The following is a 25,051-nucleotide window of genomic DNA, read 5'->3' as shown; positions in this document are numbered from 1 at the left end:
TTTTGCCGTTCAACGTAAAACGTGCGAATGAATTCGCACCTACGAAGAGCAAAAGCAGCCGAGCAAGCTCCGCCTTTCCGGATGAAGATGCTGATGTTTTATTTGTTGCGTTTGACATGCCTGATCAGGCGCTTCTTCTTCGCCACTTGGCGCTCGGTCAGCACGTTCTTCTTGTCCTTGTACGGATTGTCGCCTTCCTTGAACACGAAGCGCACGGGCGTGCCGACCAGCTTGAAGCGCTTGCGGAAGAAATTCTCGAGATACCGCTTGTAGGTATCGGTCAGGGTGCGCAGGCGCGTGCCATGGACGATGAACGTCGGCGGATTCTCGCCGCCCGCGTGCGCGAAGCGCAGCTTGGCGACGTGACCGCGCACTACCGGCGGCGGATTGGTCTCGTAGGCGATTTCCAGCGCTTTGGTAACCTCGGAGGTGCCGAACGTGCGCGTCGCGGACGCGTGCGCGCGATGGATCGCACGGAACAGCTCGCGCAGGCCCGAACCATGCTTGGCGCTGATCCGCACCGCCTCGGCCCATGTCACGAAGCTCAGCTTGCGCGATAGCAGGCCTTCGACCTGTTCGCGCTGGTAGGCGCTCAAACCGTCCCACTTGTTGACCGCCAGCACCAGGGCGCGGCCGGCGTCGAGCACGGCGCCCAATACGCTCGCGTCCTGGTCGGTGACGCCCTCGTTGGCGTCGAGCATGATCACCGCCACCTGGCAATGCTCGATCGCCTGCAGGGTCTTGATGATCGAGAACGTTTCGACGGCCTCTTCCACTTTCGACTTGCGGCGGATGCCGGCGGTGTCCACCAACCGGTACTTGCGGCCGTCCCGCTCGAGATCCACCGCGATCGAGTCGCGCGTGGTCCCGGCGACTTCCGAGGCGATCATGCGTTCTTCGCCCAGGATGCGGTTGACCAAGGTCGATTTGCCCACGTTCGGACGGCCGACGAAGGCGATGCGGACGCGCTCGGGGTCGTCGTCGAGGATCTGCGCATCGCCGTCGGGCGGCAACCGCGCCAGCACTTGGGCGAGCAATTCGTCGATGCCCTGACGGTGCGCCGACGAAATCGCGAACGCGTCGGCGAAACCGTAGCGCGAAAATTCGGCCAGCGCGGTGCGCGCGTCCAGGCCGTCGGTCTTGTTGACCACCAGGAAGGTCGGCCGCGCGCTTTTACGCAGCCAGCGCAGGATGTCGTCGTCGAGCGAGGAAGCGCCTTCGCGGCCGTCGACCACGAACAACACCAGATCGGCTTCCTCGGCCGCCGCACGCGCCTGGCGCGCGGTCGCGCCGGCCAAACCCTCGTCGACGCCGGCGATGCCGCCGGTGTCGACGACTACGAACGGCCGCGCCTCGTGCAAACGGCAGACGCCGTAATGGCGGTCGCGGGTCACGCCCGGTTCGTCGTGCACGAGCGCGTCGCGGCTGCGGGTCAACGCGTTGAACAGCGTCGACTTGCCGACATTCGGGCGACCCACAAGAGCGACTAGCGGCAACATACGTTCGGTGTCTGGTTTTCAGGTGTGGAGCGGTGGGGTCGTCGAAAAGCGATGGCCCCGGGCAGCGAGACTACCCGGGGCCATCGCATCGAGCCATCTTTAACGGCCGAAATGCGGTTATTTGACCTGGAATGCGGTCAATTCGCCTTCGATGTTCTGGGCGATCAGGATGCCGTCGGCGACCACCGGCTGCGCCAGCACGGCCTCGCCGCCGACGCGGGTGCGCGCGGCCAGGGTACCGTCGGACAGCTTCAGCCAATGCAGGTAGCCGTCGAAATCGCCGACCACGGCATAGTCGCCCTGCACCGCCGGCGCGCTCAAGTTGCGGCGCACGAGCGCGGCCTGCTGCCACATGGCCGCACCGGTGGAGCGGTCCAAAGCCCATACCGTGCCGCCCGGATCGGAGACGACCAGGCGGTCGCTCCCCAAGCCCAGGCCGCCGACGCCGCCGTTGTCCTTGGTCCACAGCGGACGCCCGCTCGGCGCATCGATGGCCAAGGTCTGCTGTTTGTAGCTGGTGGCATAGAGCGTGGTGCCGTCCAGCACCGCGGGGCCGTCGACATCGGCCATGCGCTCCAGTTCGCTGCGGCCTTCGGCCTGACCCACGGCCTGCGACCACAGCTCGGAGCCGTCGCTCATCGACAAGGCGGTCACGCTGCCGTCGTCGTTGCCCACGAACACATAGCCCGGGCCGACGGTCGGCGATGCATTGCCGCGCACGGTCAGCACCGGCAATTCCTTGGTCCAGAACCAGCGCCGCTCGCCGGTGGCGGCATCGAAAGCGCTCACCCGACCGTCGTTGGCGTGTACGAGCACCAGGCCGTTGCCGACCGCAGGCGCTGAGATCACCTCGTTGCTGACCTTGGCTTTCCACTTCTCGGCGCCGGTGGCGGCATCGAGCGCGATCACATCGCCTTCCAGGGTGCCCACGACCACCAGGCCGTCGCCGGCGCCGGGACCGCCGCTCAAGGGCAGTTCGGAATCGTAGTGCCAGACCGACTTGCCGGTGCGCAGATCGAAAGCGCGCACGCCGCCTTCGACGGCCGCGGCATAGACGCGGCCGTCGGCCACGGCCGGCCGCTGGCGCACGCCCAGGCGCTTCTCGCCCTTGCCGGCCTGCACCGACCACAACTTGGACACGGTGGCGCTGGGCGTGAAATCGGTGAGCTCGGCCGGCTCGGCCTCTTTGTCCTTCTTGCCGCCGAACCAACCCTTGATGGTGTTGCAACCGCCGAGCGCCAGGACCATGAGGCCGGCGATGGCGATACGCCTGACCAGAACGAGTTTCGGCGTGGGGCCTGGCTGTGACTGGGCTTGGATCATCGATCGGTATTCCTTGCATCGGACGCCGGCGGCGCCGTGAATGGCGGCCAGTGTCTCAGGTCTTGCCGTCGGGATTGGAGGGTGTGCCGCCGGCATCGGTCAGCTTGAGTTCAAGCAGGCGGCGATCAGGCGAGCCCGCATCGAGCTGCGCGAGCGCCTTGGCGTACGCCGCACGCGCCTGGTCGAGTTGCGACAGGGCCTTGTGGGCATCGCCCTTGGCTTCCCAGGCGCCTGCGCTTTGCGGGGCGCCGAGCAATTTCAATGCTTCCTGCGGCTTGCCGCCGTCGGTGAGCAGGCGCGCCAGGCGTTCCCGGGCGACCGACGCCACCGCGGCATCCTCGGTCTTGATGCCGCGCAATGTGGCGATCGCGGCATCGCGCTGATCGGCATCCACCTGCGTCTTGGCCAGTTGCAGCGATGCGAGCGCTGCGTACTCGCTGCCGGGCGGCAGCGCGGCGACCGCCGTCTTGGCCTTGGCCGGATCGGTTTCAAGGGCCTTGATCGCCGACGCATAGGTTTCGCCGGCCGCGACGCGGTTTTCATGATGGCTCTTCTGCCACCACTGCCAACCCCAGATAAGGCCCAGACCCAGGGCCACGCCGCCGAACAGGCCCAGGGCGTTCTTCTGCAGCCAGCTGCGGACTCGTTCGCTTTGTTCGTGCTCGTTGAGCAGGTCGTCGATCGCCATGCGGTCTCTCGCCCGCGACATTGCGCAGGCCTTTCAAAAAGGAAGCGACCCGACAGGCGGGTCGACGGTTCGGGCAAGCGCTCCCTTCGACGGATCAGGCGGCGGCCAATCGGCCGCCACGAACTCATTCGGGCGCGAGGGAGCCGTCAGAGGATACCGTAAAGCGCGCGACGTTGGCGCGGCGGAAGGGCTCGGTGTCGACGAGTTGGCCGCTTTTCAGCACTTCCACGGCAGAAGCGTTGCCGATCACCATGCGTGCGACTTCGCCCTCGGCATAGCTAAGTTCGGTGCCGGCCGGCAGCAGACCCTGCTCAAGCCTGCGGCCGTCTGGCGCGATGACTTCCATCCAGCTGTCGCCGTTCATGCGCAGCTTCAGCGTGGGGGCCGGCGCCGGCTGCGAAGCCAGCGGCGGCGCCAGCGATGCGACCATGGGCGCGCGATCGCGGGCGGGCGCCGGCGCCTTCGAAGCGGTTTGCGCCGGCGGCTGCCGGGGCGGCGCATCCAGGCCGGCGCTGTCGTCTTGCGAGGGCAGCCCCACCGGGCCGCGCGTGGCCATCATCCAGACCGGCACGACGATCACTGCGGTCATCACCACGTATACCAGCCGGCGCGCGGTCTGTTCGAACAGGCGCTGCAGCGGCGGGGTGTGCACATGGCTGACGATTTCCGACGGCTCGATCTGGCGAACGCCAGCCATCTCGATGGCGTCGTCGATGCGGATGCCGAGCAGCTTGGCGTAGCTGCGCAACTGGCCGCGCACGAATACGGCGGCGCCGGCGCGATCCCAATCGTCGTTCTCGAGCGCCTGGACGACACGGATCGGCATTTTCAGGCGCGTGGCGACGTCTTCGATGCGCAGGCCGGCTGCCTCGCGCGCCTGGCGCAGGCGGATGCCGCAACCGGCCGGTGCCGGTTGGGCGATGAAATGGTCTTGGCTGGTCATGGTTGTCGGGTTTCCACAGCGTTCGCGGCGCCGGCTTTAGGGAACTCCTGCTTCAGCCGGCGAACGTAACGATCGGCGGCGGCCCTGTCGCCGAGTTTATTTTCGATTTGTGACGCTAGTAGCAGCGCCGAGGCGTTTGCCGGCGCCGAGCCGAGCCTGCGTTCGGAAAACGCGCGCGCCTCGAAGTAGTCGCCTCGGGCATAGGCCAGTTCGGCCATCGCACCCAAGGCGACCGAATTCTTCGGATCCCGCTGCATCGCCTGGCGCAGGTAACGCTCGGCGCGATCGCTCTGCCCGACCTGGGCTGCGCACGAGCCGGCATTGGCCAGCGCCGAGTCCACCCGCGCGTAATTGGGCGCGGCAATGGCGCGGTCGAACCAGCCCAGCGACTCGGCCGCCTGGCCGTTGCCGCATAGCCAGGCGCCGTAGTTGTTGAGTTCGGGACCACCGGTGGGCGCCAGTTCGGCGGCCCGCTTGTAGTAGGCCCCGGCCTGGGCGCTGCGGCCGCGGTGGTTCTCGATGACCGCCAGCAGGGTGTTGGCGTCTATCGACTGCGGATCCTGCTTGAGGGCGGCGCGCGCCTCGCGTTCGGCCGAATCCCAGTCGCCGCTTTGCAGCCGGTGGGTGGCCAGGCCGATCCGTTCGCGAGCGGCGATGCGCTCCTTGACCGCGGCGTTGTCGTGCGCGACCACCGGGTCCTGGGTCTGCTTGTATTCGGTCTTGCTGTAGTCGGGTTTGACGAACGTCAGTCGGCTGCACGCCGGCAACGCCGTCGCGGTGAGGAGCAGGATCAGGCCGGCGTCACGCAGCCGCATCGACTGCCCCCTCGTCGCCCTGCCCGGTCTGGGCCTCGAGCCGTTTGCGGAATTCGGCCTGGCGCCGTGTCTTGTCCGCCACCTGGCCTTTGAGCTGGCCGCAGGCGGCGTCGATGTCGTCGCCGCGGGTGCGCCGCACCATGGTCAGCACGTGCGCGTCCAGCAACGATTTCTGGAAGGCGCGGATGTCGGTTTCCGAAGATCGCTCGAAGCGCGTGCCCGGGAACGGATTGAACGGGATCAGGTTGACCTTGGCCGCGTCCTTCATCTGCATCGCGTTGTCGAACTGGCGCATCAGCTTGGCCAGCTGGCGCGCGTGCGCCGGCTGGTCGTTGACGCCTTTCATCAGCGTGTATTCGAACGTGATCGACTCGCCCTTCTTGCGCCGGGCGTAGCGCTCGCACGCGGCCATCAGTTCTGCGATCGGATATTTCTTGTTGAGCGGCACCAGTTCGCTGCGCAGCTCGTCGTTGGGCGCATGCAGCGATACCGCCAGCGACACGTCGCTGACTTCGCCCAGCTTGTCGATCATCGGCACCATGCCGGCGGTCGACAGCGTCACGCGCTTGTTGGCCAGGCCGTAGCCGAGATCGTCGCGCATGATGCTCATCGCGCGGACCACGTTGTCGAAATTCATCAGCGGCTCGCCCATGCCCATCATCACCACGTTGGTGAGCTTGCGCTGGCGGTGCGGCACGTTGCCGAGATGTTTCGCCGCGACCCAGACCTGGCCGATGATCTCGGCGGTCGACAGGTTGCGGTTGAAGCCTTGCGTTGCGGTCGAACAGAACTGGCAGTTGAGCGCGCAGCCCACCTGCGACGACACGCACAGCGTGCCGCGGCCCTTATCCGGGATAAAAACCGCTTCGATCGCATTGCTGCCGTCCATCCCGAGCAGCCACTTGTGGGTGCCGTCGGTGGAGGGCTTTTCGAACTGGATCTGCGGCACGCGCACTTCGGCGCGCTCCTCGAGCTTGGCGCGCAGCGCCTTGCCCAGGTCGGTCATTTCGTTGAAGTCGGTGATGTGGCGGTGGTGGATCCACTTCATCACCTGCTGGGCGCGGAAACGCTTCTCGCCGAGGATATCGGCGAAGAAGCGCTCCAGACCCTCGCGATCGAGGTCGAGCAAATTCTGCTTGGCGATCGCGTCGTTCACTTCAGCATGTTCAACAGGTTCATCAGCGCGCGTACACGTCGGTGGACGGGAAGAAGTACGCGATCTCGACCGCAGCGGTTTCCGCGGCGTCCGAACCGTGCACGGCGTTCGCATCGATCGAATCGGCGAAGTCGGCGCGAATCGTGCCCGGCGCTGCGTCCTTCGGATTGGTGGCGCCCATCAGCTCGCGGTTCTTGAGCACGGCGCCTTCGCCTTCCAGCACCTGGATCATCACCGGGCCGGACGACATGAATTCGACGAGCGCGTTGAAGAACGGACGCTCGCGGTGCACCGCATAGAAACCTTCGGCTTCTTTGCGCGACAGGTGCTTCATCTTAGCCGCCGCGATCTTCAGGCCGGCTTTTTCGAAACGCGAATAGATTTCGCCGACGACGTTCTTGGCGACGGCATCGGGTTTGACGATCGACAGGGTGCGCTCCAGCGCCATGTGGATGAACTCCAGGGTGCGTGGGCCCGTCAGCGGCCCCTTGCAGCTGAACGAAACCCGAGGTTATCACGAAAATCCGCGTGCGGACGCGGGGTTAGACACACTTTCGAAGGGAATTTTAACGGATGCGTCACCGGCCGTACACCGCCGCGTGGCCGGTTTTTCGCCGCTTGACCGTTTGGCCCGGATCGTGCATCTTTCAATCATTCGTTTGAATCGACTAATTCAATCGGGGGATTGAGCCCATGGCCGGCACCAATTTCAACACCAAGGACCGCATCCTCGGCGCAGCCGAATCGCTGTTCGCGCAACAGGGTTTCGCCGGGACGTCGCTGCGCGAGGTCACCAGCCGTGCGGATGTCAACATCGCCGCGGTCAACTACCACTTCGGCAGCAAGGAAAACCTGATCAACGAGGTGTTCCGGCGACGCCTGGACGAGCTGTCCGAGCGACGCCTGAGCGCGCTGAAAGACGCTCGCGAACAATCCCCCAGCGACCTGCAGGCCGTGCTGGCCGCCTTCATCGAGCCTGCGCTGGCCTTGAGCCTGGATCGCCAGGGCGGCTCGGCCTTCGTCCGCGTGCTGGCCCGCGCCTATGCCGAAAAGGACGAACGCCTGCGCCAATTCGTGTCCGAGCACTACGGCCACGTGATGCGCGAATTCTCCAAGGCCGTCGCCGCCTGCTTGCCCGACCTGCCGCGCGAAACCTTGGCCTGGCGCCTGGATTTCGTCGCCGGAGCCCTCACCTATGCCATGGCGGACTTCGGCCACAACAAGCGCATGGGCGCCGGCAACGACCAGGCGCACTGCCAGCGCGCGGCGCGCGAACTGGTCCGTTTCGCGGCCGCCGGCCTGGGCGGCTGATCCCTTCAGCGCCCGATTCCGCAACCCGACTTTCCATTAAAACCAAGGATCTACGGGATATGTCTGAGAAATTGCTTGTCCGCCGCGCCGCGGTACTCGGCGCCGGCGTCATGGGCGCGCAGATCGCCGCCCACCTGACCAATGCAGGCGTGGACACCGTGCTGTTCGACCTGCCGGCGAAGGAAGGCGGTCCGAACGGCATCGTGCTGAAAGCCATCGCCAATCTGGGCAAGCTCAGCCCTGCTCCACTCGCCAGCAAGTCGCTGGCCGAGGCGATCGTCCCGGCCAATTACGGCACTGCCGACGACAACAGCGGCCTGGAGCAACTACGCGGCTGCGACCTGATCATCGAGGCCATCGCCGAACGGATGGACTGGAAGCAGGAGCTGTACAAGAAGATCGCGCCGTTCGTGGCCGACCACACTGTGCTGGCCAGCAACACCTCCGGCCTGGGCATCAACAAGCTGGCCGAAGTGCTGCCGGAGCAACTGCGCCATCGCTTCTGCGGCGTGCATTTCTTCAATCCGCCGCGCTATATGCACCTGGCCGAACTGATCCCGGCCAAAACCACCGACAAGTCCGTGCTGGCCGGCCTTGAAACCTTCCTGACCACAACCCTCGGCAAGGGCGTGGTCTACGCCAAGGACACGCCCAATTTCATCGGCAACCGCATCGGCGTGTTCTCGATCCTGGCCACGGCCCACCACACCGCCGAGTACAAGCTGGGCTTCGACGAAGCCGATGCGATCACCGGCCCGCTGATCGGGCGGCCAAAGTCGGCCACGTACCGCACTTCCGACGTGGTCGGCCTGGACACGATGGCGCACGTCATCAAGACCATGGCCGACACGCTGCCCGACGATCCCTGGCACCCATACTTCCAGCCGCCGAAATGGCTCGAAGCGCTGATCGCCAAAGGCGCGCTGGGCCAGAAGACCGGCGCGGGCATCTTCCGCAAGGTCGGCAAGGACATCCAGGTGCTGGACCTGAAGGCGCAGGACTACAGGGTCGCCACCGGCACCGCGTCACCCGAAGTCGTCGAGATCCTGAAGACCAAGAACCCGGCCGAGAAGTTCGCCAAGCTGCGCGAAAGCCAGCATCCGCAGGCGCAATTCCTGTGGGCGGTGTTCCGCGACCTGTTCCATTACAGCGCTTACCACCTCGCCGACATCGCCGAGACCGCCCGCGATGTCGACCTGGCCATCCGCTGGGGCTACGGCTGGTCGCTGGGACCGTTCGAGACCTGGCAGGCCGCCGGCTGGAAGCAGGTGGCGCAATGGATCGCCGACGACATCGTCGCCGGCAAGGCGATGAGCAATGCGCCGCTGCCGGACTGGGTGTTCGACGGCCGCGAGGGCGTGCATGCGGCCGAGGGCAGTTACAGCCCGGTCAAGAACGCCAAGTTGCCGCGCTCCGCCCTGCCCGTCTACCAGCGCCAGCGTTTCCCGGATCCGCTGCTGGGCGAGTCGTTCGCGCAAGGCGATACGGTGTTCGAGAACGACGGCATCCGCATGTGGACGGATAACGACGGCATCGCGGTGGTGTCGTTCAAGACCAAGATGAATACCGTTTCGGACCACGTGTTGAACGGATTGCAGGAAGCCGTTTCGCGCGCCGAGAAAGATTTCAAAGGCCTGGTGATCTGGCAGCACAAGGAGCCCTTTTCCGCCGGCGCGGACCTCGCAGGCGCGCTCGGCCTGCTGCAGGCAGGCGACGTGAAAGGCTTCGAAGCGATGGTCGCCAACTTCCAGGCCACCAGTCAGCGCATCAAATATTCGTTGGTGCCGGTAGTGGCCGCAGTGCGCGGCCTGGCGTTGGGCGGCGGTTGCGAATTCCAGATGCACAGCGCGAAAACCGTCGCCGGCCTGGAAAGCTATATCGGCCTGGTCGAAGCCGGCGTCGGTCTGCTGCCCGCGGGCGGCGGCTTGAAGGAAATCGCGGTGCGCGCTTCGCATGCCGCGGGTCCGGGCGGCGACGTGTTCGCCCAGCTCAAGCGTTATTTCGAGACCGTGGCGATGGGGAAGGTGTCCACTTCCGCGGTCGAAGCGCAGGAACTGGGCCTGCTGCGCGACACCGACAAAGTGGTGTTCAACGCCTACGAGCTTCTGTACGTCGCGAAACAACAAGTAATGGCGTTGGCCGAAAGCGGCTACCGTCCGCCGCTGCCTGCGCGCCGGGTCGCGGTCGCCGGCGACGTCGGCATCGCCACCTTCAAGATGATGCTGGTCAACATGCTCGAAGGCCGCTTCATCAGCGAATACGACTACGAGATCGCCACCCGCATCGCCACCGTGCTGTGCGGCGGCGAGATCGACCGCGGTGCGCTGGTGGACGAGGAATGGCTGCTGGCGCTGGAACGCAAGCACTTCGTCGAGTTGGCGCAGCAGCCCAAGACGCAGGAACGCATCGCGCACATGCTCAAGACCGGCAAGCCGCTGCGAAATTAATGCATGACCTTGTGGGAGCGGCTTTAGCCGCGAGCTTTTCCCACATCGTCGGAAACAGAAAGCTCGCGGCTAAAGCCGCTCCCACAAAGAGCCTCATTCGAGAAATGCCATGACCCGCCAAATCCAAGACGCCTACATCGTCGCCGCCACCCGCACGCCCGTCGGCAAGGCGCCCAAGGGCGTATTCCGCAACACCCGTCCGGACGACATGTTGGCGCATGTGTTGAAAGCCGTGATCGCGCAGGCGCCGGGCATCGACGTGAGCCGCATCGAGGACGCGATCATCGGCTGCGCCATGCCCGAAGGCGAGCAAGGCATGAACGTGGCGCGCATCGGCGTGCTGCTGGCCGGCCTGCCCGATACGGTCGCGGCGCAGACCATCAACCGCTTCTGCTCGTCCGGACTGCAGGCCGTGGCGCTGGCGGCCGACCAGATCAGGCTCGGCAACGCCGACCTGGTGCTGGCCGGCGGCACCGAATCGATGTCGATGGTGCCGATGATGGGCAACAAGGTCGCGCTGAGCCCGGCCGTGTTCAACGACGACCACGTCGCCATCGCTTACGGCATGGGCATCACCGCCGAGAAAGTCGCCGAGGAATGGAAGGTTTCTCGCGAGGACCAGGACGCGTTCGCGCTAGCCTCGCACCAGAAGGCGATCGCGGCGATCCGGGCTGGCGAATTCAAGAGCGAGATCACGCCATACGAAGTGGTTTCGCATGTGCCGGATCTGGTCGGCAACGTCGTGCAATTGCGCAAGCAACTCGTCGAAAACGACGAAGGCCCGCGCCCCGACAGTTCCGCCGACGGGCTCGCAAAGCTGCGTCCGGTGTTCCGTAACGGCCAATTCGGCGGAACCGTCACCGCCGGCAATTCCTCGCAGATGAGCGACGGCGCGGCCGGCGTGCTGCTGGCTTCGGAACAAGCGATCAAGGATTACGGCCTGACCCCGCTGGCGCGCTTCGTTTCGTTCTCGGTCGCCGGCGTGCGTCCGGAAGTGATGGGCATCGGCCCGATCGCGGCCATCCCGAAAGCCTTGAAACAAGCCGGCTTGACGAAAGATCAGATCGACTGGATCGAACTCAACGAAGCCTTCGCTGCGCAGGCGCTGGCGGTGATCCGCGACAGCGGGCTGGATCCCTCGAAGGTCAATCCGCTCGGCGGCGCCATCGCGCTAGGCCATCCGCTCGGCGCAACCGGCGCGGTGCGCACTGCGACCATCGTCCACGGCTTGCGACGCCATCAGTTGAAGTACGGCATGGTGACGATGTGCATCGGCACCGGCATGGGTGCAGCAGGCATTTTCGAAGCGTTGTAATCGCCCTCGCTTGTGTAGAGCGGAGCTTGCTCCGCTACTTTGGCTTTGTGGGAGCGGCTTCAGCCGCGAGCTTTTTTAATCACGGCTGCGGATAAGAAGAGCTCGCGGCTGAAGCCGCTCCCACAAGAGCTGCCCAGAAACGTAGCCCGGGTGGAGCGAAGCGATACCCGGGGCTTTTGTCTCGCCCGTGAAAGGCCCCCTGCTATCGCCTGCGGCTCCACCCGGGCTACGCCAGCCGGGCGCCGTTCGGCACTGGCCGCTCGATCGCGGTCAGCACCACGCCCTCCTCCGTCGGAAACCCCGTCAACAGGAACTCCGATACGAAAGGCCCGACCTGCTTGGGCGGAAAATTGATCACGCCGACGACCTGACGGCCGACCAGCTCATCGGCGCCGTAAAGTGCCTTGATCTGCGCGCTGGTCTTCTTGATTCCGAACGGACCGAAATCGACCCAGAGCTTCCACGCAGGCTTGCGCGCCTCGGGAAACTCTTCGGCCTTCAGCACCGTACCGGCGCAGATCAGCACCTTCTCGAAATCTGCCCACTCGATCGGTTCCGCCATCGCGCCTCACTCCAGCTCGATGACGCCCAGTTCCTTCAGCGCGTTTTGCATCAGCTGCGCAGCCGCATCGCTGAGCTTCTCGTGGTCCAGCGCGTAGCGGATGGTGGCTTCGATCAGGCCCAGGTGCGTGCCGCAATCGAAACGCGTGCCCTGGAAGCGGTAAGCCAGCACCGGCTCCTGCGCCAGCAGTGTGGAAATGGCGTCGGTCAGCTGGATCTCGCCGCCCGCGCCGGGCGTGGTCTTCTCCAGCAGGTCGAAGATGCTGCCCGAAAGGATGTAGCGCCCGACCACCGCCAGCGTGCTCGGCGCGTCTTCGGGGTCCGGTTTCTCGACCATACCGGTAATGCGGCCGGCGCGGCCGGAAAAACTGTCGGTGGCGACGATACCGTAGCTGCCGGTCTGGTCTCGCGGCACGTTCTGCGTGGCGATCACGCTGGCGCCGCTGGACTCGGCCAGGTCTGCCATCTGCTTGAGCGCGCCTGGACCACGGTTCCAGATGAGGTCGTCGGGCAGCACGACCGCGAAAGGCTCGTCGCCGACGATCGGCTTCGCGCACAGCACGGCATGGCCCAGGCCCAGCGCTTCGGTCTGGGTCACGAACACCGCACGCACGCCTTCGGGCAGCACATTGCGGATCAGGTCGAGTTGCTCGTGCTTGCCGGCCTTCTCGAGCTTGTGCTCGAGCTCGTAGGCCTTGTCGAAATAATCCGCTACCGCATGCTTGTAGCGATTGGTGACGAAAATCAGCGTGTCGCAGCCGGCTTCGATCGCTTCGTCGACCGCGTACTGGATCAGCGGACGGTCGACGATCGGCAGCATTTCCTTCGGAACCGTCTTGGTGGCCGGGAGAAAACGCGTGCCATGGCCGGCCACCGGGAATACCGCCTTACGGATACGTCGCACTGCTTCAAATCCTCCGCGAATCGCGCGCCGGGAAACGGACGATGGTGGCCACATGCTGCTCCTGCGGCTCGTCGGCCGGCAGGAACTCGGGCACGGCCAGTTGCAAGGCGTCGCCGAGCGCAGCCTGGTCGTAGCGCGCGCAAGCCTCGCGCATGCCGCGCAACGTGCCCAGCACCTGCTCGGACACGACGCTGCGCGCCTCGGCCTGCAGGATCTTGGGATGCGCGGTCTGCCGATAGCGCTCGTCGGCATGGAACAGCGTCTCGTGCAGTTTCTCGCCGGGGCGCAGGCCGGTGTAGACGATGGCGATGTCCCTGCCCGGCTGCTTGCCGGCCAGGCGGATCATCTGCTCGGCCAGCAGGCGGATCGGCACCGGCTCGCCCATGTCCAGCGTATAGATGGCGTCGTGCGAGCCGATCGCGGCGGCCTGCAGGATCAGCTGGCAGGCTTCCGGGATCGTCATGAAGTAGCGCGTGACTTCGGCGTCGGTGACCGTGACCGGGCCGCCGGCGCGGATCTGTTCGCGGAACAACGGCACTACGCTGCCGGCGGAATCGAGCACATTGCCGAAGCGCACCGTCACGAAATGCGTGCTGCGCTGGACCGCCATGGCCTGGCAGACCATTTCGGCCAGGCGCTTGCTGGCGCCGAGTACGTTCGCCGGGTCCACCGCCTTGTCGGTGGAAATCAGCACGAACGTGCCGACACCGGCATTGCGGCAGGCGGAGGCGACGGTCTCCGTCGCCAATACGTTATTGCGCACCGCTTCGCGCAGTTGCGCTTCGAGCAGCGGCACCTGCTTGTAGGCGGCGGCATGGAACAGCGCATCGGGCTGGGCCAGTTCCAACGCGTGGCGGATCACCGCCGGGTCGCCGCAATCGCCCAGTACGGCGATGCATTCGAGGCTGGGGAAATCGCGGCGCAGTTCGGCTTCCATGGTCATCAGCGCCAGCTCGTCGATTTCCACCAGCGCCACGCGCTGCGCACCATGCCGCGCGCACTGGCGGCAAAGTTCGGAACCGATCGATCCGCCTGCGCCGGTCACCATCACCGAACGTCCGCCGAGCCAGCCGCGAATAGCTTTCCAGTCCGGCAATACCGGCTTGCGGCCGAGCAGGTCCTCGATCGCGACTTCCTTCAACTCGCCGGGCAAGGAGCGGCCGACCAGCACGTCTTCCAGCCGCGGCACGGTACGGAAAGGCAGGCCGGTACGCTCGCAGGCGGCGACGACACGCTGCATCTCGGCGGCTTCGACCGCCGGCATCGCGATCACCAGCAGCTTGGCCGAAGTTTCCTTGGCGATCTCCACGACATCGTCGATCGCGCCGAGCACGGGCACGCCGTGCAGTTTGCTGCCGCGCAGTTTCGCCGCATCGTCCAGGAAGCCCACCGGCTGGTAAGCGCCGGAACGGCGCAGGTCGCGGACGAGCGCATCGCCGGCCTCGTCCGCGCCGAGGATGAGCGTGCGTACGGGACTGCGGCCATAACGCTCGCTGCTGCTGTCCTTCCATGCGCGGTACAGCAAGCGCGGCGTGCCGAGCAGGCCGACCAGCGCGAACGGATACGCCAGCAGCACGGCGCGCGGCACCTGTCCGAGCCGGTTGTAGATGAACAAGCCGAGCACGATCGCCAGCAGGCCGATCACGCTGGCTTTCACGATATTCCACAGGTCAGGCACGCTGGCGAAGCGCCACAAGCCGCGATACAGACCGGCCTGCCAGAACACCAGACCCTGCGCGACCAGGACGATCGCGATCTGCGTAGACCACCAATCCACCGGCGGCGGATTGGCCGCGAAGCCGTAACGCAGCCAGTGCAGGCCCGTCCAACAGCACCAGACCATCGCCAGATCGTGGACGACGACCGCAAGCCTGGGCAGTGCGGCACTCAAATGGTCTCGCCAGGCCCTCATTCTTCGTTCCTTGAGTTTGTGGTGCCAAGAACCGCCAAATCCCGCCCCCGGCGCAAGCCGCGCCACGCCAATACGGACAGGGTATACCACCCGAATAACAACATTGTAATGAATGCCGTACCGCGGTCGCGACACGACCACCACAGTGCGATGGCGATCAGCGTCCAGCCGGCATAAGCCAAGGTGACCGGAACGTGGCCCCACCGCCTCGCTGAAACCTGATATGCATGCATGACGTGCGGCGTCCACCAGCGCTCCCCGCGCAGCATCCGCCCCACCAGCGTCAAGGCCGCGTCTACAAGAAACGCCGACAGCGGCAGCAGCGACAACGGCCAGCCGGGAATGCGGGCGGCGGCCAGGTCCGCATAAAGCGCCGCCACGGCGAAACCCAGCGCTCCGCTGCCGACGTCGCCCAGGAAAATGCGCGCCCGGGGTACGTTCAACGGTAGGAACCCGCAACAGGCGGCGCACAGGGCCAATGCCAGCCATTGCAGAGAGCCGCCCAGGACCCAGGCAGCCCCGGCAGCCAGCAGGGCCGCCTGGCTGGCAGCCAGACCGTCGATGCCGTCCATGAAGTTCCAGACGTTGGTCAGCCCGATCGACAATACGAAGGTCGCAAGGGCCATCAGCGCATCGCCGTGGACGCTATAGCTGCCCCAAGCCAATGCCGCCGCCGCCAGCGCATGCACGGCCAGCCGCAGCCAGGGCGACAATGGACGATGGTCGTCGATCCATCCGATCGCGGCGACCAGCGCGAACCCCACGCCGAATCCGGCCAGCCACGGTCGCCGCGACGGATCCTGCGCCCAGAGCCAAGCCACGGCGGCCAGCCCGGCCGCGACGATCGCGATACCGCCGCCGCGCGGCGTGGCGGCCCGATGGCTTCGGCGTTCGCCGGGCTGGTCCAGCAGTCGGGCCCGCAACGCATACCATCGCGCCGCGATCGTACCGAGCAGGCCGATGGCGAAATGCAACGCCAACCATCCCGCCAACGGCATCAGACCACCGCGTAGTTCAGCAGCGGCTTGATCGTGCCCCATTCTTTGCAGCTGGGGCATTGCCAATGGTGCGAGCGCGCGCCGAAACCGCAGCGGCTGCAGCGATAGCTGGGATTGCGCACCAGCAGTTGATCGGTGATGTGCTTGAGATCGTGCAGCGTGGCTTCGGCGTCGGTGCCTTCGGCCAGGGTCAGGTCGATCAGCGCCGCTTCGCCGCGCACCGAGGGACGGTCCTTCAATTGCCGCGCCAGGTAGGCGCGCGCCGCCGCCACGCCTTCGTCGGATTCCACCAAGCGCGTCAATGCGAGCACCGGCGCCACGCCGCGGTAGTGCTCGCTCATCTCGGTCAGGAAGGAACGCGCACCGGGCACGTCGCCGACGTGCTGGTAGCACTCCAGCAACGACGGCAGGATCTCCGGCAGATAATCGGGGTCGTGCCGCGCGGCACGTTCGAAGGCGCGGATCGCTGCGGCGTACTCGCCTGCTTCGACTTCGATGCGCCCTTCCAGCAGTCCCGGCCGCACCGCATCGGAATCGGCGGCGTAGGCGCGCGCGATCGCCTGGCGCGCGCCCTCGACATCGCCCGCCGCGCGCTGCCGGTCGGCGAGTTCGCACTCGAACTGCGCGATCAGCTTGCCCATCGGCTCACCGGTCGCCGCTTCGTAGCGGGTCGCGTTCTCGATCGCCTTGCCCCAATCGCGTTCGGCCTGGTAGATGCCGATCAAGTGCTTGAGCGCTTGCGGCGCGCGCTGGTCGATCTTGGCCAAGTCGCTGAATACCGTTTCGGCGCGATCGAGCAGGCCCGAACGCATGTAGTCCTCGCCCAGCGCCAACAAGGCCTGCACTTTCTGCTGGTCGTTGAGGTCAGGACGCTGCACCAGGCCCTGGTGCAGGCGGATCGCGCGATCCACTTCGCCGCGGCGCCGGAACAGGTGGCCCAGCGCGACCTGCGTCTCGAAGGTGTCCTTGTCCAGTTCGGCGATGTGCAGGAACAGTTCGATCGCCTTGTCGGGCTGTTCGTTGAGCAGGTAGTTGAGGCCGCGGAAGTAGGTGGTCGACAGCCGGCTGACCTGCGTGTCGCTATGCCGCTCGCCGCCGCGGCGGCCGATGATCCAGCCGGTCAGCGCCGCCACCGGCAGCAGCAGGAAGAACCAGAACCATTCGTTGACGAAGGCCATCATCGGTCACAACCGCTGTTCGGGAGACGGTGCGGGAGGCGCGGATTTGTTCGCCGTCGCGCGGCGCAGGCGTTGCCGCAGCGGCAGTACTGCGCTTACCGTCAGGATCAATCCGCCGAGGACGACGCCGGCCAGCAGGGCCGCGAGCACGGCCACGCCCAGGCTGGCGCGGAACGTAGCGAGACCCAGATCGAGCGCGATCGGCTGCGGATTGAGCGCGCCCACGGCGATGCCAGCCACGAGGCAGGCGATGGCGGCTAGCAGGCGGATCAGGCGCATGTTCACTCGACTCCGGGGGAAGGCCTAGCTTAGCCGAGCGGCGATGCCTTCCACAAAAACGCGACCGACTAGCCGCGCGGCGGAGATCAGTCTTCGCTGGCTTGCGGCTCGACGCCGCTGACGCGCTCGCGCAATTCCTTGCCGGGCTTGAAATGCGGCACATGCTTGCCGGGCAGCGCAACCGCGTCGCCGGTCTTGGGATTGCGGCCGGTACGCGGCGGCCGGTAATGCAGGGAAAAACTTCCGAAACCGCGGATCTCGATGCGGCCGCCTTCGGACAAGGCGCCGCCCATCATCTCCAGCAACGACTTCACCGCCAGGTCGACATCGTCGGCCTTCAGGTGCGCCTGGCGCTGGGTGAGTATTTCGATCAGTTCGGACTTGGTCATGGACGCCGGCAGGGCTCAGGGCCACGAAGGGTCCGGCATCGCCGGACCCTTCGCTGTTGGCCTTTACTCGGAATCGGACTTGCTGCCGAGCTGTTCGCGCAGCAACGCACCGAGCTTGGTCGTGCCGCTGGAGGCATCGGAAGACGCCTTGTTGTACTCGGCCAGCGTGTCCTGGATCTCGGCTTCGTCCTTGGCCTTGATCGAGAGCTGCATGGTGCGGCCCTTGCGATCCATACCGATGAACTTGGCTTCGACCTCGTCGCCCACCTTCAGGTACTGGGTGGCGTCGTCGACGCGTTCCTTGGCGATGTCGCGGGCGGCCACGTAGCCTTCCACGCCGTCGGCCAATTCGATCGTGGCGCCCTTGGCGTCGACTTCCTTGACCTTGCCCTTGACCACGGAACCCTTCTGGTTGCCGGCCATGTACTGGCCGAACGGATCCTGCTCCAGCTGCTTGACGCCCAGGCTGATGCGCTCGCGTTCCGGATCCACCGCCAGCACCACCGCTTCGAGCGTGTCGCCCTTCTTGAAGTTGCGGGCGATGTCTTCGCCGGTGGAGTTCCAGCTGATGTCGGACAAGTGGATCAGGCCGTCGATGCCGCCGTCCAGGCCGATGAACACGCCGAAGTCGGTGATCGACTTGATCTGGCCGGAGACCTTGTCGCCCTTCTTGTGGATGGCGGCGAAGGTTTCCCACGGATTGGACGAGACCTGCTTCATGCCCAGCGAGATGCGGCGGCGCTCTTCATCGACGTCCAGCACCATCACCTGCACTTCATCGCCGACCTGCACGATCTTGGACGGGTTGACGTTCTTGTTGGTCCAATCCATTTCGGAGACGTGCACCAGGCCTTCCACGCCCGGCTCGATCTCGACGAACGCGCCGTAATCGGTGACGTTGGAGACCTTGCCGAACACGCGGGTGTTGGCCGGGTAGCGGCGCGCGATGTTGTCCCACGGATCCTCGCCCAGCTGCTTCAGGCCCAGGCTGACGCGGTTGCGCTCGCGGTCGTACTTGAGCACGCGCACGTCCAGCTCCTGGCCCACTTCGACCACTTCGGACGGATGGCGCACGCGCTTCCAGGCCATGTCGGTGATGTGCAGCAGGCCGTCGATGCCGCCCAGGTCCACGAACGCGCCGTAGTCGGTGAGGTTCTTGACCACGCCCTTGAGGATCGCGCCTTCCTGCAGCTTCTCGAGCAGTTGCTCGCGCTCTTCCGAATGCTCGCTCTCGACCACCGCACGGCGGGAGACGACTACGTTGTTGCGCTTGCGGTCCAGCTTGATGAGCTTGAACTCGAGTTCCTTGCCTTCCAGGTACACCGGGTCGCGGACCGGACGCACGTCGACCAGCGAGCCCGGCAGGAACGCGCGGACGTCCTTGATGTCGACGGTGAAGCCGCCCTTGACCTTGCCGCTGATGCGGCCGGTGATGGTCTCGTTGTTGTTGAGCGCTTCTTCCAGCTCGTCCCATACCATGGCGCGCTTGGCCTTCTCGCGCGACAACACGGTTTCGCCAAAGCCATTCTCAATGGAGTCGAGCGCGACCTTGACTTGGTCGCCCACGCCGACGTCGATCTCGCCGGCGTCGTTACGGAACTGTTCGATCGGCACGATGCCTTCGGACTTCAGGCCGGCGTTGATCACCACCACGTCGGTACGCACTTCGACGACGGTGCCGGTGACGATGGAGCCCGGCTTCAGCTTGGCCAGATGGGTTTGGCTTTGTTCGAACAGTTCTGCGAATGATTCGGTCATTTCTGATTACTCAGGTTGAACACATGGATCGTCGTGCGCGATTCCTGCTTGCGCGGCGATCCACCGGTTATCGGCCTGCGCGGGATGCGTGTGGCCGTAAGTGTTGTGATTGAAAAACCCGTCCGGAGGATTCCGGCGGGACCTATCCGCTGCGCTCGACCAGCGCCAACACCTGTGCGACGACCGTGTCGATGGAGAGCCCGGTGGTATCGATGCGGATGGCGTCTTCGGCCGGTCGCAGCGGTGCCACCGCACGCTCCGCGTCGCGGGCATCGCGGGCGAGGATCTCGTGCAGCAGACCGTCCAAGGTAACGGAAACTCCTTTGTCTTTCAACTGCTTATGGCGCCTTTCGGCTCTTTCTTCGGCGCTTGCGGTCAGAAATACCTTGTGGATGGCGTCCGGGAAGATCACCGTGCCCATGTCCCGGCCATCGGCCACCAGGCCCGGGGGCTGGCGGAAAGCCCGCTGTTTGTCGAGCAGGGCCTCGCGGACGGCGGGCAGCGCGGCGATGGCCGAGGCGGCCGCCCCGGCCGTTTCCATGCGCAATTGGTGGGTCGCGTCCTTGCCGTTGACGATCACCCGCGGCTCGACTCCGCCCTCCCCGGTCTCGAAGTGGATTTCGGTGCGGCGGGCGCAGGCGGCTACGTGCTCGGCGTCGCTCAGGTCGACCTCGGACCAGGCCGCCGCCAGGCCCACGGCCCGGTACAGGGCGCCCGAATCCAGGTAATGCCAGCCTAGACGGGCAGCCACCAGGCGGCTGATGGTGCCTTTGCCCGAGCCGGAAGGCCCATCGATGGTCAGAACGGGTACGGTCTTGGCCATCTTCTCTCCCTCGGCGTCGGGCCATTCTAGGCGCAAGCCGCAACCTCTTGAACAGATTCAAGAAACTAGACATAATGTCGGACTTTTCCGCCGAGGTGTGTCATGAAGGTCCTGTCCTCCCTGAAGTCGGCGAAGGCCCGTCACCGCGACTGCAAGGTGGTTCGCCGCCGTGGCAAGGTCTTCGTGATCTGCAAAACCAATCCGCGCTTCAAGGCGCGCCAGCGCTAAAACCTGCGCCTTCGGGCGTACCGGTTAAGCGTGATCGAGGCCGCAGCAATGCGGCCTTCGTCGTTTCCGAGGCACACTGGCCATGTTTCACGGAGTCAGGTTCCCCCTGCGCCCTGCCCGTTCAAAAGCCGGCCGTCCGCTCCGAGGGAGTTGGTTGGGTATGAATCGTATCGCACGTCCGCTGCCCCTTGCATTGCTAGCATTCGCCTGCGCCGTCTCGGCCGATGCACTGGCGATCGACCGCACCCGCCAACAAGACACCGGCGCGATGCCGACACGGGGGATGTCCATGACGCAGGCCGATGCCCATTACGGTGCGCCGAGCGAAAAGTCCGATTCGCGCGAATGCGAGTTGATCAACTTGATCATTGACGGCTATTACCATGCGCCCACAAAAGTCTATGCGGTCCGCAACTACAATCCCGGCGGCAAGATCAGCAATCACCATATGGTGAATACCGCGCTGGAAAGGCATTTCGACCGATCGCAAATTGATGCGGTATTCCGCCAGATATTTCACAGCATGCCTGTGCGGACGAGCGATTTTGCTTGCAACACGCCGATCGAATTCGTTTCGGAAAAGAAAGCGGCGAAGATCAGCTCAAAAAATCGTTACGACCCCAGAGATTACCGCCATGACCTGTACACCTTGCACCACAGCAAGGAGGAGTACACCGCCTACTATTTCAGCTCGCCGGTTTATTTCGGCGACTATGCGGCCATGAAATGCACCGCCCGCAGAAGCAGGACCGACGCGCGATACGAGCTCTTTCTCATGAAAAGGGTAAACGGCAAATGGCAGTTCCTCGACATACTCGATGCCGGTATCGATGAGAGCTTTCAAGATGCCAAGTAAAATGAACGGAAGATATGGATGCCGTCACTGGGCTGAGCGCATGAGGCAGGCCTAAGTCGCCGGTTCGGCGTACCGCGCGCATCGGAAGCGTGACCGGTGCCGCAGCAATGCGGTCTTCCTCGTTTCCGGCATCGATACCTTGTTTTCTCCGGGCGGCTTCCGTCTACAATCCGGCGTCCAAGCCGAGGGAGTTGGGTTATGAACCGTATCGCACGTCCGCTGGCCTTCGCTCTGCTGCTGGCGACCGCCGGCAGCGCCTCGGCCGATAAGCTGCTGATCGACCGTACCCGCCAGGAAAACATGGCGGCGATGCCGACCCGCGGCATGACCATGGCCCAGGTCGAAGCCCGCTACGGCGCGCCGGCCGGCAAGCTCGATCCGCGCGGCGGCCAGAAGCGGCAATGGCCGACGATCAACCGCTGGACCTATCCAGGCTTCGTCGTCTACTTCGAAAAGAACAAGGTGATCGACGCGGTGGCGATGCAGGCCGCGCCCAACGAGATCGGGCCGAAGCCGCCCATTCGCTGAAGCGGCATCCAAGTTTCGCAAGCGCCTGCCATGTTGCGCGCAGGCACGACTGAGTATGGGAATGACTGATCGTTTGCGTTTCCCCGCGGAGTGGGAGCCCCAATCCGCGGTCCTGATCGCTTGGCCGCACGAAGGCACCGACTGGGCCGAGCGGCTCGGCGAAGTCGAAGAGACCTACATCGCACTGGTCGCGGCGATCGTGCGCTTCGAGCGCGCCGTCATCTGCGTGGCCGACGACGACGTGCAGGCGTATGCGCGTGCGCGCCTGTCGTCCGCGCGCATCGACATGGATCGCGTCGCTTTCGTCGAAGTGCCTTACGACGACACCTGGCTGCGCGATTCGGGTCCGATCACCTTGCTCAAGCAACAGGGCTTCCGGCTGCTCGATTTCCGCTTCACCGGCTGGGGCGGCAAGTTCGAGGCGAGCCTGGACGACCAGTTGATCGAAGCGCTGAATACAAAGCGGGTGTTCCGCGACGCGCAGACGCAGCCGATCGACTTCGCGCTGGAAGGCGGCGCCATCGACGCCGACGGCGATGGCACCCTGCTGACCACTTGGCAATGCCTGCACGAGCGGCATCCCGACAAGTCCCGCGAAGAGCTCACCGCAAAGCTGTCCGATTGGCTGGCGCAACAGCGCGTGCTGTGGCTCGACCACGGCTATCTGGAAGGCGACGACACCGACGCGCACATCGACACCCTCGCCCGTTTTGCCGCGCCCGATGCGATCGTTTTTCAAGCCTGCGACGATCCGGCCGATTCGCATTACGCCGAATTGAAGGCGATGGCCGACGAGATCGCCGCGCTGCGCACGCGGGATGGGCGACCCTACCGCCTGTTCCCGTTGCCGTGGGCCAAGCCCATCGTCGACGGTGGACGTCGTCTGGCGGCGAGCTACGCCAATTTCCTGATCGTCAACGGCGCGGTGCTGATGCCGGCATATGGCGACGAAGCCGACGCGGCCGCGGTCGCGGTGCTTGAAAAGGCCTTCCCGGGCCGCGAAATCGTGCCTGTGCCATGCCGTCCGCTGATCTGGCAGAACGGCAGCCTGCATTGCATCACCATGCAATTGCCTCACGGTTTGGTTTAGGCCGATCTCCAACCTGTCATCCCGAACGCAGTGAGGTATCTGCTCCCATCGTTAGTAGATCCCTCACTGCTTTCGGGATGACGCTTCATATACGGGCCCCGGACGACGGCTCTACAATGGCCGCGCTGACGCCGGTTCCGGAGCCACGATGAAAAAGACCACCCTGCCCGTCGCCCTGATTCAGGAAAAGAACCACGGCGACGCCGCGGCGAACCTGGCCACGATCGAACAGCGTGTGGCCGAAGCCGCCAAGCAGGGGGCCAAGCTGGTGCTGCTGCAGGAACTGCACAACGGCCCGTATTTCTGCCAGCACGAATCGGTGGCCGAGTTCGACCTAGCCGAAACCATTCCCGGCCCCAGCACCGAACGTCTCGGGAAACTGGCGAAGCAACACGGCGTGGTGCTGGTCAGCTCGCTGTTCGAGAAGCGCGCGACCGGGCTCTACCACAACACCGCGGTGGTCTTCGAAAAGGACGGCTCGACCGCGGGCAAGTACCGCAAGATGCACATCCCGGACGATCCGGGTTTCTACGAGAAGTTCTATTTCACGCCCGGCGACATCGGCTTCGAACCGATCGACACTTCGGTCGGCCGCCTTGGCGTGATGGTGTGCTGGGACCAGTGGTATCCGGAGGGCGCGCGGCTGATGGCGCTGGCCGGGGCAGAACTGCTGCTGTATCCGACGGCGATCGGTTGGGACCCGGACGACGAACAGGCCGAGAAGGATCGCCAGCGCAACGCCTGGATCCTCAGCCATCGCGGCCATGCCGTAGCCAACGGTTTGCCGGTGCTGTCGTGCAATCGGGTCGGCCACGAGCCTTCGCCGCTGGGTACATCGGGCATCCGTTTCTGGGGCTCCAGCCACGTGCTAGGCCCGCAGGGCGAATTCCTGGCCGAAGCGGACCAGGACAAACCCGAAGTGCTGATGTGCGAAGTGGACATGGAACGCAGCGAGCACGTACGCCGCATTTGGCCGTTCCTGCGCGACCGCCGCATCGATGCCTACGGCGACCTGCTGAAGCGCTACCGCGATTGACCTGCCGACAGTAGGTAGCGGCACCTGACGCACGGGTCTGGGCCGGCGCCATCGCGCGGGATAAAACTCCGCCATGGCCAAGACTCTCGCACGCCCTGCATCGCCGCGCACCGGATTGGCCAAGCGCATGACCCGGATCGGCGGACAGGTAGCGCTTTCGGGACTGCGCTTCCGCCTGCGCGTAGGCGCCAAGCTGCAACCCGGTCGCACCCTCGCGCGGGCTTGCGAGCTGTTCTGCACTCCGCTGCCGCAATCGCGGCAACGCGCGGCGATGGCCGACATGAGCGATGCGGCGCGCGAAACGATGCGCATCGCCGGTCTGGGCATCGCGACGTATCGATGGGGCGATCCCGAACGCGAACCGTATGTGCTGCTGTCGCATGGGTGGTCCAGCAGCGCGTCCGTGTTCAGGCCATGGGTACCGCGCCTGCGCCAAGCGGGTTATGCGGTGGTGGCGTTCGACCAGCCCGCTCATGGGCTCAGCGAGGGACGTTGCACGAACCTGCCCGGTTTCGTCGAAACTCTGCATGCAGTCGCGGACCGCCATGGCGCAGCTGCGGCATTGATCGGACATTCGCTGGGCGGCGCGGCCTCGGCCGTCGCATTGGCGCAGGGGCTGCCGACGCCGCGCGCGATCCTGGTGTCGCCGTCGGCGGATCTGGCCGCCGCCACGCGGCGATTCACCAGCCTGATGCGCCTGCCGGAAGACTTCGGCGAAAGGATGATCGATGCCTTCGTCGACGGCCCGGTACCGATCCACGAACTGCAAGCCCACCGTATCGCGCCGCGCATCGAAGCCGATGGCCTGATCCTGCACGACCTGGAAGATCGCGAAATTCCCTGCGAGGAAGGCGAACGCTACGCCCGGCATTGGCCGCGCGCCCGGATGATACGGACCCGCGGCCTCGGCCATACCCGGATCCTGGCCGATGAACGGGTCATGGCCGCCGCAGTGGCATTCCTGGCGGGCATGCGGCCCGGCGACGTGATCCCGCCGGTACAGGGATGAACAAT

25 protein-coding genes are annotated in these 25,051 nt (G+C 65.3%); 9 read left to right on the top strand and 16 right to left on the bottom strand.

Features of this window, described 5'->3' with window-relative positions:
- Positions 1-98 precede the first annotated feature (98 nt).
- The 7 genes from der to ndk all read right to left on the bottom strand — a co-directional run bounded on the left by der (position 99) and on the right by ndk (position 6,872).
- Positions 99-1,499: a ribosome biogenesis GTPase Der gene (gene der, locus M2650_RS02925; protein WP_249470945.1), complete on the bottom strand. Its 1,401-nt coding sequence runs from the start codon at positions 1,497-1,499 to the stop codon at positions 99-101.
- A 117-nt stretch (positions 1,500-1,616) separates the two neighbouring features.
- A complete protein-coding gene (bamB, locus tag M2650_RS02920) occupies positions 1,617-2,822 on the bottom strand; it encodes an outer membrane protein assembly factor BamB (RefSeq protein WP_249470940.1) in 1,206 nt (401 codons plus the stop codon).
- Between the two features lie 55 nt (positions 2,823-2,877).
- Complete coding sequence (locus M2650_RS02915) at positions 2,878-3,510, bottom strand: YfgM family protein (RefSeq protein WP_249470937.1); 633 nt, start codon at positions 3,508-3,510, stop codon at positions 2,878-2,880.
- A 124-nt stretch (positions 3,511-3,634) separates the two neighbouring features.
- Entirely contained in the window at positions 3,635-4,453 is an 819-nt protein-coding gene (locus M2650_RS02910) for a RodZ domain-containing protein (RefSeq protein WP_249470934.1), read from the bottom strand.
- Positions 4,450-5,268: a type IV pilus biogenesis/stability protein PilW gene (gene pilW / locus M2650_RS02905; RefSeq protein WP_249470930.1), complete on the bottom strand. Its 819-nt coding sequence runs from the start codon at positions 5,266-5,268 to the stop codon at positions 4,450-4,452. Before pilW ends, M2650_RS02910 begins: the two co-directional genes overlap by 4 nt.
- The gene (rlmN, locus tag M2650_RS02900; RefSeq protein WP_249474162.1) at positions 5,255-6,412 is read right to left on the bottom strand and encodes a dual-specificity RNA methyltransferase RlmN; all 1,158 of its coding nucleotides are present in this window, start codon (positions 6,410-6,412) and stop codon (positions 5,255-5,257) included. Before rlmN ends, pilW begins: the two co-directional genes overlap by 14 nt.
- A 34-nt stretch (positions 6,413-6,446) precedes the next feature.
- Positions 6,447-6,872, bottom strand: a complete 426-nt coding sequence (gene ndk / locus M2650_RS02895) for a nucleoside-diphosphate kinase (protein ID WP_249470927.1) — start codon at positions 6,870-6,872, stop codon at positions 6,447-6,449.
- A gap of 245 nt (positions 6,873-7,117) precedes the next feature.
- Between ndk and M2650_RS02890 the strand changes: the two genes are divergently transcribed.
- The 3 genes from M2650_RS02890 (at position 7,118) to M2650_RS02880 (ending at position 11,497) form a co-directional block, all read left to right on the top strand.
- Positions 7,118-7,735: a TetR/AcrR family transcriptional regulator gene (locus tag M2650_RS02890; protein ID WP_249470924.1), complete on the top strand. Its 618-nt coding sequence runs from the start codon at positions 7,118-7,120 to the stop codon at positions 7,733-7,735.
- A gap of 59 nt (positions 7,736-7,794) precedes the next feature.
- A complete protein-coding gene (locus tag M2650_RS02885) occupies positions 7,795-10,182 on the top strand; it encodes a 3-hydroxyacyl-CoA dehydrogenase/enoyl-CoA hydratase family protein (RefSeq protein ID WP_249470920.1) in 2,388 nt (795 codons plus the stop codon).
- A 109-nt stretch (positions 10,183-10,291) separates the two neighbouring features.
- Complete coding sequence (locus M2650_RS02880) at positions 10,292-11,497, top strand: acetyl-CoA C-acyltransferase (RefSeq protein ID WP_249470916.1); 1,206 nt, start codon at positions 10,292-10,294, stop codon at positions 11,495-11,497.
- A 226-nt stretch (positions 11,498-11,723) separates the two neighbouring features.
- Here the strand turns inward: M2650_RS02880 and M2650_RS02875 are convergent, their stop codons facing one another.
- The 9 genes from M2650_RS02875 to cmk all read right to left on the bottom strand — a co-directional run bounded on the left by M2650_RS02875 (position 11,724) and on the right by cmk (position 20,299).
- Positions 11,724-12,059 (bottom strand): tRNA-binding protein, encoded by a 336-nt coding sequence (locus tag M2650_RS02875; RefSeq protein WP_249470912.1) that lies wholly within the window; start codon positions 12,057-12,059, stop codon positions 11,724-11,726.
- 6 nt (positions 12,060-12,065) lie between these two features.
- Positions 12,066-12,962: a UTP--glucose-1-phosphate uridylyltransferase GalU gene (gene galU, locus M2650_RS02870; RefSeq protein WP_249470909.1), complete on the bottom strand. Its 897-nt coding sequence runs from the start codon at positions 12,960-12,962 to the stop codon at positions 12,066-12,068.
- Between the two features lie 4 nt (positions 12,963-12,966).
- A complete protein-coding gene (locus tag M2650_RS02865) occupies positions 12,967-14,874 on the bottom strand; it encodes a polysaccharide biosynthesis protein (RefSeq protein WP_249470906.1) in 1,908 nt (635 codons plus the stop codon).
- Positions 14,871-15,872, bottom strand: coding sequence for an MraY family glycosyltransferase (locus M2650_RS02860; protein WP_249470903.1), 1,002 nt, complete (start codon positions 15,870-15,872; stop codon positions 14,871-14,873). The genes M2650_RS02865 and M2650_RS02860 overlap by 4 nt, the downstream gene beginning before the upstream one ends.
- Positions 15,872-17,050 carry a lipopolysaccharide assembly protein LapB gene (lapB, locus tag M2650_RS02855; RefSeq protein ID WP_249474159.1) on the bottom strand — a complete coding sequence of 393 codons (1,179 nt, stop codon included), beginning with the start codon at positions 17,048-17,050 and terminating at the stop codon, positions 15,872-15,874. Before lapB ends, M2650_RS02860 begins: the two co-directional genes overlap by 1 nt.
- Before the next feature lie 6 nt (positions 17,051-17,056).
- Positions 17,057-17,329 carry a LapA family protein gene (locus M2650_RS02850; protein WP_249470896.1) on the bottom strand — a complete coding sequence of 91 codons (273 nt, stop codon included), beginning with the start codon at positions 17,327-17,329 and terminating at the stop codon, positions 17,057-17,059.
- 86 nt (positions 17,330-17,415) lie between these two features.
- Positions 17,416-17,718: an integration host factor subunit beta gene (locus M2650_RS02845; RefSeq protein WP_249470893.1), complete on the bottom strand. Its 303-nt coding sequence runs from the start codon at positions 17,716-17,718 to the stop codon at positions 17,416-17,418.
- Between the two features lie 63 nt (positions 17,719-17,781).
- The gene (gene rpsA, locus M2650_RS02840; protein WP_249470890.1) at positions 17,782-19,476 is read right to left on the bottom strand and encodes a 30S ribosomal protein S1; all 1,695 of its coding nucleotides are present in this window, start codon (positions 19,474-19,476) and stop codon (positions 17,782-17,784) included.
- Between the two features lie 142 nt (positions 19,477-19,618).
- Complete coding sequence (cmk, locus tag M2650_RS02835) at positions 19,619-20,299, bottom strand: (d)CMP kinase (RefSeq protein WP_249470887.1); 681 nt, start codon at positions 20,297-20,299, stop codon at positions 19,619-19,621.
- Positions 20,300-20,401: 102 nt separating this feature from the next.
- On the opposite strand from cmk, the gene ykgO reads away from it, so the two are divergent.
- The 6 genes from ykgO (at position 20,402) to M2650_RS02805 (ending at position 25,046) form a co-directional block, all read left to right on the top strand.
- Positions 20,402-20,527 (top strand): type B 50S ribosomal protein L36, encoded by a 126-nt coding sequence (gene ykgO / locus M2650_RS02830; RefSeq protein ID WP_144899174.1) that lies wholly within the window; start codon positions 20,402-20,404, stop codon positions 20,525-20,527.
- A 160-nt stretch (positions 20,528-20,687) separates the two neighbouring features.
- Entirely contained in the window at positions 20,688-21,383 is a 696-nt protein-coding gene (locus M2650_RS02825) for a hypothetical protein (protein ID WP_249470880.1), read from the top strand.
- Between the two features lie 198 nt (positions 21,384-21,581).
- Complete coding sequence (locus tag M2650_RS02820; protein WP_249470877.1) at positions 21,582-21,911, top strand: hypothetical protein; 330 nt, start codon at positions 21,582-21,584, stop codon at positions 21,909-21,911.
- A gap of 61 nt (positions 21,912-21,972) precedes the next feature.
- A complete protein-coding gene (locus M2650_RS02815) occupies positions 21,973-23,001 on the top strand; it encodes an agmatine deiminase family protein (RefSeq protein WP_249470873.1) in 1,029 nt (342 codons plus the stop codon).
- A 148-nt stretch (positions 23,002-23,149) separates the two neighbouring features.
- On the top strand, positions 23,150-24,037 hold the full coding sequence (locus M2650_RS02810; protein WP_249470870.1) for a carbon-nitrogen hydrolase: 888 nt from the start codon (positions 23,150-23,152) through the stop codon (positions 24,035-24,037).
- A 73-nt stretch (positions 24,038-24,110) separates the two neighbouring features.
- Positions 24,111-25,046: an alpha/beta hydrolase gene (locus tag M2650_RS02805; RefSeq protein ID WP_249470868.1), complete on the top strand. Its 936-nt coding sequence runs from the start codon at positions 24,111-24,113 to the stop codon at positions 25,044-25,046.
- Positions 25,047-25,051: the final 5 nt, after the last annotated feature.

The organism is Luteimonas galliterrae (genome assembly GCF_023374055.1).
Lineage (GTDB): Bacteria > Pseudomonadota > Gammaproteobacteria > Xanthomonadales > Xanthomonadaceae > Luteimonas_C > Luteimonas_C galliterrae.
Note: the sequence above shows the minus strand (reverse complement) of the source record. Positions and strands in the feature narration are given on the sequence as shown.